The sequence below is a fragment of the Planktotalea sp. genome (genome assembly GCF_039984035.1).
In the GTDB taxonomy this organism is placed as follows: Bacteria; Pseudomonadota; Alphaproteobacteria; order Rhodobacterales; family Rhodobacteraceae; genus Planktotalea.
Genome location: NZ_JBDWVM010000297.1, coordinates 1 through 4,081, shown reverse-complemented (window position 1 = coordinate 4,081; position 4,081 = coordinate 1). Strand labels below are relative to the sequence as shown.

Here is a 4,081-nt window from a genome sequence, read left to right as displayed (position 1 = left end):
TATACGGTTGCACCAAATGCGCGCGGCAACTTTGCCATCGAAAACGGAATTCGGGCCTTTTCGGGCATGGCGTCGCCGGTGTGCATGGCGCTGGCGACCCGTTGGGTTTTGGACGGAACCGCAGACCAGATCCGGCGTTATATCCGCAAGGAAAGCGCCATTCGGCAGGGTATGGCATCAGATAAAATCACCGAGGCCACATTTCTTTCGCATCCGCATGCGTTCAACATTTGGCTGGAATTGCCGCAAAACGTGACTTGTGCGACGCTGATGTCGCATATGTCGAACCACGAGATTGGCATCGCACCTGAAAGCGCATTCCGCACTGTGGGGGATCAGGACCGATTTGTCAGAATTTGTCTGGGGGGGCGTATCCAGCGCGAAACGTTGCCCAGCTTGCTGTCGCATCTCAACAATCAGATATGGCAGCTAAATCAATAAGTTTGGCGGTGATGGGGGCGCACATTCCTGATTTATGTGGGTCTATGACGGTTTGGCCCGCGGTACTTGCACCGGTCGCAGGCGGTCATAGGCAAGGTGGAACACATAGGCGTAGGCTGTGTAAAACGCCGTCAGGCCGATGTTGACCGCCAGCGATTCCGCAAAGGATAAACGCCCCACAGACATGACGATGGGCAACGTCAAAACCACTGCGCTGACCTCGTGAGATATGGCGTGACCAATTCGCAGCCAGTGGGGTCTGTCGCTTGCTTTGCGCGCCGAAAGCCGGAAGTCAGTGAGGTCAAAGAGGGTGTTGTGCACCGGGGTCCACACAAGCGCGACAAGCGACAGCAACGTGATCAGCAGCATGCTGTGCCGTGAGGTGCTGCCTGTGGCAATCGCAAAGACCGGCACCGCCAACGTCAGCCCTGTGATCTCAAAACACAGTGTTTGCAAAACGCGCTCTCGGAGGGATCTTAGGGCCATGTGCCACCCGCCCCGGATCGCAAGGTGAACGGCCTGCCCGGCGATGCCGGTTGTTTGTGTCTGTCGTATCTCATCTTTGGTTTGTTTGTCCTGACGGTGCATTGCGGCCCAAAACGTTCCAAATCTGATACGCTGCAGTGCGCGTACAGACAGTTCCCAAATGTGAATGTCAGGTGGGGTTCTTTGAGACGCTTGGCGCGGCCGGGCTATGGGGACGTTGACTTGTCCGGGGCGGGCTGAATAGGTGGTCAGATTGTGTTGGGCAGCTGCCATGCGGGCGGTTGGGTCCCAGCGATGTTACTTTGGAAGAACCCATGATCCACACCGTATCCGCAGAGAAAACGCGCCAGTTGCTGACCACGATCGATGCACTCTACGATGCCGTCTGCAATCCGGAGAATTGGGAGACGTTTCTGGCCGCTTCGTCGCACCTGTTTGAGGCCCAGGGGGCGCAGATTGGCCATCATGATCTGGCAAATCACCAGCTGTCGTTTAGCCGCCTGCACGGCTATGCATGGGATCAGGATCATTATCGGCGCTACGACGAATTGATGCCCGAAGACCCGCGCCTTGCGCATTTTTCCAGCAACCCCTTTGTGCCTATTCACTGCCGGATGAGCGTATCGGACGAAACCTTGCATGCCTCGCGGATCTACCAAGAGGTGTTGGCGCCCGGTGGTGTTGAATATTCTCTAGGGGTCAATCTGCGCGAAGAAGACCAGTCGTTGTCGTATTTTCTGGCGCTGCGGAATCGTCACCAAAACCGGTTTGGAGAGACCGAATGCGCACTATTGCAAGAACTGATACCGCATCTGAACCGCGCTTTGTGGCTGAAACGGGATCTGGCTACGATAGATTTTGAACGCAACATTGCTGCCGATACTTTGGATGTGATGGCGATTGGTATCATTGTGGTGGATCGGTCGTCGGCCATTCGATTTGCAAATCATACGGCCCGTGAAATCCTGCATGACCGTGATGGGATTTTTCGCGAGCATGACAAAATTCACGTCTCAAGCGACCCCGGAAACAGCCTGAAATCTTGTATCGCGCGGGTTCTTCATAAGGCGCAGATCGGGGCTGCGTGCGGCGGTGAAGCGATTGCTCTTAATCGACCATCGGATGGTGAAAAACTCGCGGTTTTTGTGTCTTCTGTGTTGGTCGACAATCAGCAACCCGGATGGGCGCAGGTTGCAGAACCCCTTGCGCTTTTGGTCCTGCGGGACCCGCGCAGACCCGTCGAAACGGAAAACGAAGTGTTGTGCCGGGTGTTCGGTTTGACCCCGACACAGTCCCGTTTGGCCGGGTTCATGGTGCAGGGTCTCACGGTGCGCGAAGCTGCGGGCGAGGCTGGGATTACCGAGGCCAGTGCGCGTCAGTATCTGAAAATCGTCTTTCAGAAGATGAACGTTACACGCCAAAGTGAAATGATGATGAAAATGCTCGAGCTGCCAGCGCCACGTAAATCCGCGCTGCCGTCTATGGCCGATGGCGTGCGGATAAATGGAAAGCCCGAAGGCTATTGAGATAAAGGTACGGGTTTGCGCTTTGCTGAGGCACTGTTGAAAAGATCGCCGTTTTGGTTTGCTTGATGGCTGGTAGGAAGCGACGCATCCTCGTAAGGCTCAGGAACCGTGCTCGCGCGGTGGCAGTGGCGGGGCGGCGCAATCACGGCAACCCACTGACCTTGTCTTGCGCGCGTTATTGATGGCCGCCTGGCTGCGTAAATCTGTTCTCTCAGCACCCATCATAACGTCCTTTCGCAGTGCACAGCACCTTTCTGTCTTAGATGATTGTCGTGTACCCGTGCCTGCCCTGTTTTCGGGGGGGCCCCATCCATCTTTGACAGATGAGGGCGTGCTGTCTGGGGCTACGAACGACTTCGCCAAATTGCCGGTTCAGCCGCCCAACTGACTGCGCATCGCTTGATAGACAACCGCTGTTGCTACGTTTGCCAAGTTCAGTGATCGAACGCGCGTATCGAGCATGGGCAAGCTGAAGGTTCGGTCTTCCATCCCATCCAGTATCGCCGGTGGCAGGCCTTTTGATTCACACCCGAATACCAAATAGGCATCTTGTTGATAGTCGGGGTCATAGAGCGTCTGAACACCATGTTCTTCGAAGAAGAATAGGCTATCCGGCACTGGCTTGTGATCATCCAGAAAGTCCTGCCAGCTATCATATTCGGTCAACTGCACGTACTTCCAGTAGTCCGTGCCCGCACGCCGTACTGCTTTCTCATCTAAGGAAAAGCCGTATGGCTTGATCAGGATCAGTTCCAAGTTCAACGCAACGCATGTCCGCCCTATAGCGCCGGTATTGTACGGGATTTCAGGTGTTACCAGTACTATTTTCATGAATTTTCAGCCACAATACATTTGATATTTCTGGGTTAAGGATGCAGCGTCAGCCATGCATGACTCTCTCATTTGCAAAAGTCGAATTCGACAATCTACCGATCTTCAAGAAACTGATGAGCTTCAAGAAGTGTTGTCGCTAGACCTTCAAAAAAACCAGGCACGCCAACATCTATAAGGCCGGATGGTGCGTCACTTTCGGCCGGTTTCACAGGGAACAGCGCGTTTGGCGTATCGCGCAATTCCCGGTAGCTTGCACCTGTTCCATGCTTGAGCACGTTGATTGCGAGATAATACTGATGAACCCTGTCGGCGAGGTCCGTGTGCCCAGCATCAACAAGCACCGCTTTCAGTTTGCGTGAGAATGGACCCCGTTTGAAGTGATGCTGCATGCGCGCTTCGAACACTGAAAACGTATCAACGGCAAGCAATTCAAGTGCGGCATAGGCCACGCGAAGGTCTTCAGCTTGAGTGCCTGAGCCATTCTGCCCTTTAAAATGATCTCGAACCTCTGCAATCCGATGTTCGGACGTCTTTGCGTTGGCGAGCGCCGCCGCAACCAGTTCCGGCACACTAAGTAAAGTTTCCATGCGGCAGTCTCCTTAAGTTCCAATCTCCCTTAAGGGGACTGTTGCATTAGCTTGTAGACAGTTAGTTTGAGTTAGGTAACCCTCGCGCATCTGCGCGATCTCGACGCCGCCAGTTTTGGCCGCATCCAGCACCAGCGTCTTGGTGGTAAAACCCTCGGCTTCCAGCTGCCAGGTCGTGGTCAAAACATGCGCATGATGATTGCGCTG

At 54.5% G+C, this 4,081-nt stretch carries 4 protein-coding genes and 2 pseudogenes; 2 read left to right on the top strand and 4 right to left on the bottom strand.

Annotated features, from left to right (window positions below):
- Nucleotides 1-441, top strand: a pseudogene (locus tag ABJQ89_RS13565) (PLP-dependent aminotransferase family protein); the annotation flags it as partial.
- Between the two features lie 42 nt (nt 442-483).
- Here ABJQ89_RS13565 and ABJQ89_RS13560 read toward each other — a convergent pair.
- The gene (locus tag ABJQ89_RS13560; RefSeq protein WP_348405323.1) at nt 484-927 is read right to left on the bottom strand and encodes a PACE efflux transporter; all 444 of its coding nucleotides are present in this window, start codon (nt 925-927) and stop codon (nt 484-486) included.
- Nucleotides 928-1,241: 314 nt separating this feature from the next.
- On the opposite strand from ABJQ89_RS13560, the gene ABJQ89_RS13555 reads away from it, so the two are divergent.
- Complete coding sequence (locus ABJQ89_RS13555) at nt 1,242-2,453, top strand: hypothetical protein (RefSeq protein ID WP_348405324.1); 1,212 nt, start codon at nt 1,242-1,244, stop codon at nt 2,451-2,453.
- Between the two features lie 372 nt (nt 2,454-2,825).
- Here the strand turns inward: ABJQ89_RS13555 and ABJQ89_RS13550 are convergent, their stop codons facing one another.
- The 3 genes and pseudogenes from ABJQ89_RS13550 to ABJQ89_RS13540 form a co-directional block, all read right to left on the bottom strand.
- Nucleotides 2,826-3,284, bottom strand: coding sequence for a tRNA (cytidine(34)-2'-O)-methyltransferase (locus ABJQ89_RS13550; protein WP_348405325.1), 459 nt, complete (start codon nt 3,282-3,284; stop codon nt 2,826-2,828).
- 95 nt (nt 3,285-3,379) lie between these two features.
- Entirely contained in the window at nt 3,380-3,874 is a 495-nt protein-coding gene (locus ABJQ89_RS13545; protein ID WP_348405326.1) for a hypothetical protein, read from the bottom strand.
- A 12-nt stretch (nt 3,875-3,886) separates the two neighbouring features.
- A pseudogene (locus tag ABJQ89_RS13540) lies at nt 3,887-4,081 on the bottom strand (hypothetical protein); the annotation flags it as partial.

Excerpts from the sequence above, each read along its gene's own strand:
- ABJQ89_RS13560 (WP_348405323.1), bottom strand. The coding sequence starts at position 927 with ATGGCCCTAAGATCCCTCCGAGAGCGCGTTTTGCAAACACTGTGTTTT.
- ABJQ89_RS13555 (WP_348405324.1), top strand. The coding sequence starts at position 1,242 with ATGATCCACACCGTATCCGCAGAGAAAACGCGCCAGTTGCTGACCACG.
- ABJQ89_RS13545 (WP_348405326.1), bottom strand. The coding sequence starts at position 3,874 with ATGGAAACTTTACTTAGTGTGCCGGAACTGGTTGCGGCGGCGCTCGCC.
- ABJQ89_RS13550 (WP_348405325.1), bottom strand. The coding sequence starts at position 3,284 with ATGAAAATAGTACTGGTAACACCTGAAATCCCGTACAATACCGGCGCT.